This is a genomic window from Terriglobus sp. YAF25, assembly GCF_052113305.1.
Lineage (GTDB): Bacteria > Acidobacteriota > Terriglobia > Terriglobales > Acidobacteriaceae > Terriglobus.
The window spans coordinates 1-3,142 of sequence record NZ_JBFRCY010000761.1 but is presented as its reverse complement, the minus strand read 5'-3'; the positions used below and the strand labels follow the sequence as shown (position 1 = coordinate 3,142).

General features: G+C 59.5%; 3 protein-coding genes and 1 pseudogene. All 4 read left to right on the top strand.

Going from position 1 to position 3,142, the window contains the following annotated elements:
- Positions 1-331 precede the first annotated feature (331 nt).
- On the top strand, positions 332-1,507 hold the full coding sequence (gene aroC / locus AB4043_RS23405) for a chorismate synthase (protein ID WP_442302420.1): 1,176 nt from the start codon (positions 332-334) through the stop codon (positions 1,505-1,507).
- A gap of 94 nt (positions 1,508-1,601) precedes the next feature.
- Positions 1,602-1,943 (top strand): annotated as a pseudogene (gene def / locus AB4043_RS23400) (peptide deformylase); the annotation flags it as partial.
- Positions 1,923-2,903: a methionyl-tRNA formyltransferase gene (gene fmt, locus AB4043_RS23395; protein ID WP_442308250.1), complete on the top strand. Its 981-nt coding sequence runs from the start codon at positions 1,923-1,925 to the stop codon at positions 2,901-2,903. The pseudogene def and the gene fmt, both read left to right, overlap by 21 nt.
- The coding region (gene tsaB / locus AB4043_RS23390; protein ID WP_442308249.1) for a tRNA (adenosine(37)-N6)-threonylcarbamoyltransferase complex dimerization subunit type 1 TsaB at positions 2,900-3,142 on the top strand (243 nt) is incomplete at its 3' end. The genes fmt and tsaB, both read left to right, overlap by 4 nt.

Below are 3,142 nucleotides of genomic sequence, written 5' to 3'. Positions count from 1 at the left end.
TAGTGATAGTCCATCCGTTCCTCCGGAAACTTCTATTTGCTCGTCACAAACAGAATCTCCAGATACAAACGGATGGACAACAACCTCTTGAAACATCACAGGTGCCCCATCCATCGCATCGCGATGGGTGGGATGTTCGCGGTAGAGAAGCAGATTTCTCCGCTATCGCTACGAAATGACAAAAAACACTCGTTTGGATTGAAAGATAGTGGCTACTCTCCCACTCATCGCGATATCACCCCCAACGAACAAGTTCGTCGGGGTCCCCGACTTGCGATGAATGGGGCACCCGGGTGTATGGGCTCCCGATCTCGCGATAAAATTAATGTTTATGCTTCGTTTCTCCACAGCAGGTGAAAGTCACGGCGAGAGTCTCGTCGCGCTGGTCAGTGGTATGCCCGCCGGGGTGCCGGTCGATCTGGAGTATGTCAACCGCGAGCTCTGGCGGCGTCAGCAGGGATACGGCCGCGGCGGCCGTATGCGTATTGAGCGCGATACGGCGCATGTGCTTTCGGGCGTTCGCCACGGTCACACCATCGGCTCGCCGATCGCGATGACGCTGGAGAACCGGGACTGGAAGAACTGGACCGAGATTCTGCCGGTTGAGCCGGGCGATCCTGCGAAGCACAAGGCTGTGGCGTCTCCGCGCCCTGGACACGCCGATCTTGCCGGATCGCTGAAGTACGACTTCCACGATGCCCGCTATGTGCTGGAGCGTGCCTCCGCCCGCGAGTCTGCGGCGCGCGTTGCTGCCGGAGCGCTGGCGAAGCTGCTGCTGAAAGAGCTTGGCATTGAAGTCGCCAGCCACGTTATTCGTGTCGGTAAGGCTGAGCTGCAACGCCCCGTGACCTGGGATGAGATCAAGGCTCTACACGGCAAGGACGAGATCCTGCTGAACTGCGCCGACCCCGAGAGCGAGAAGGCCATGAAGGCCGAGGTTGATGGCATTCTGCGCACCGGCGATACCATCGGTGGAGTCTTTGAGGTGGTCGCTCATGGTGTTCCTCCGGGTGTGGGAACGCACGTGAACTGGGACGAGCGTCTGGATGGCCTGCTGGCGCAGGCGGTGATGAGCCTGCAGGCGGTGAAAGCTGTGGAGATCGGCCGTGGTGTCACGGCGGCGGAGTCGAAAGGATCAGAGGTTCATGACGCCATCTCCTATGGAGAAGCAGATGGGCCGTTTACGCGCTTCGAGCGCGACCATAACAATGCAGGCGGTCTTGAGGGTGGTATCTCCAACGGCGAGGATGTGATCGTTCGCGGTTATCTGAAGCCGATCTCGACCCTACGTCGGCCGCTCGGATCGGTGAACTTTGAGACCCGTGAACCGGTGAAGGCGGCGTATGAGCGCTCCGACGTATGTGTGGTGCCGGCGGCGGGTGTGGCAGCCGAGGCCATGGTGGCGCTGACACTTGCTCGGCTGGTGCTGGAGAAGTTTGGCGGCGATTCTTTGAAGGAACTGAAGCGCAACTTCGAAGGCTACTGCGTGCAGATTCGTAACTTCTAGCGCAACGACAAAAGCGGGTCCTTCGCTTGTACTCAGGATGACAACAATAAAAGGTCCTTCGCGATGCTCAGGATGACAGTAAGAATATAAGACGATGATTTATCCCATTATTAAGTATCCCGACCCTGTGTTGATGAAGCCCGCCAAGGATGTCACTGTCTTCGACAAGGAGCTGAAGCAGTTGGTCGCGGACATGTTCGAGTCCATGTATGAGGCGCAGGGCATTGGTCTAGCGGCGCCGCAGATCAATATCGCGAAGCGTCTCTGCATCATCGATCTCTCGTTCAAAAAGAATCCGGCGGAGAAGATCGTGCTGATCAATCCCGAGATCATCGAGAAAGACGGCAAGCAGTATGAGGAAGAGGGTTGCCTCAGCCTGCCGGAGATTCGCGAGAAGGTCAACCGCGCCTTCCAGGTGAAGGTTCGCGCGCAGGATGCCGAATGCAGAAGAACGGGGAGTGGTAGACCGGTGCGCCTGGTCTTCTGCGGTACGCCGCAGTTCGCCGTCCCCACGCTGCAGGCGTTGATCGCCGCTGGGCATGAGATCGCCCTGGTGGTGACGCAGCCGGACCGTCCTGTCGGACGCACGCAGGAGATCGTTGCTCCTCCGGTGAAGCAGTTGGCGCTTTCGCATGGGCTGCGTGTCCTGCAGCCGGAAAAGATCAAGACCAACGCGGAGTTCCGCGCGGAGCTGGAGACGATCGCTCCCGAGGTGATCGTGGTGGTGGCCTATGGCCGCATCATCCCGAAGTGGATGCTCGATCTGCCGCGCTACGGCAACATCAACGGACATGCGTCGCTATTGCCGAAGTATCGCGGAGCCGCGCCGATCCAATGGGCGATCGCCAACGGTGAAACGATCACCGGTGTGACCACCATGCTTCTCGACGAAGGACTCGACACTGGAGAAATGCTGTTGAAGCATGAGATCCCGATCGCGCCGGAGCAGACCTCGGTGGATCTGTTTCCGATTCTGGCCGAGGTGGGCGCGAAGTTGATGGTGGAGACGCTCGCGGGATTGCAGGCTGGAACTATCACACCACACCAGCAGGATGAATCGCAGGCGACGTTGGCTCCGATTCTGACGCGCGAAGATGGGCGTATTCAGTTTGCCCAGACGGCGCAGTGGAATGTGAATCGCTGGCGCGGCTTTCAGCCGTGGCCGGGGTGCTTCACCCTGTTCCGCGGCAAGAAGCTGACGGTGCATCGCATGCATGCGGTTACTGGTGTTGGAGAGCCGGGAGCGGTGCGCGTCGATGGCGGCAATCTGCTGGCAGCTTGCACCGATGGCACCATGTTGGTGCTGGACGAAGTGCAGCTCGAAGGCAAGAAGCGCATGCCTGCTGCCGATTTCCTGCACGGCTATCAGGTGAAGGCTGGCGAGGTGCTGGGGTGAGCGATCGGCGATTGCTGCTGATCGATACCTGCGGCCTTGGCGGGTCGGTTGCTCTATCGTCTGCAGCAGGCATACAGCAGGTGGAGCTTGCGCCTCGGATGGCGGCCTCGCATGGCATGCGCGCGGTACGGGAACTACTGGATGAGGCAGGATCTTCGCTGGCGGATCTGGATGCTATTGCCGTGATGCACGGGCCGGGATCGTTTACCGGCGTGCGTGTCGGAGTTGCAATGGCGGCG

What these genes read in the sequence shown, in the direction of transcription:
- aroC (WP_442302420.1), top strand. Translation starts at nt 332, where the DNA reads ATGCTTCGTTTCTCCACAGCAGGTGAAAGTCACGGCGAGAGTCTCGTC.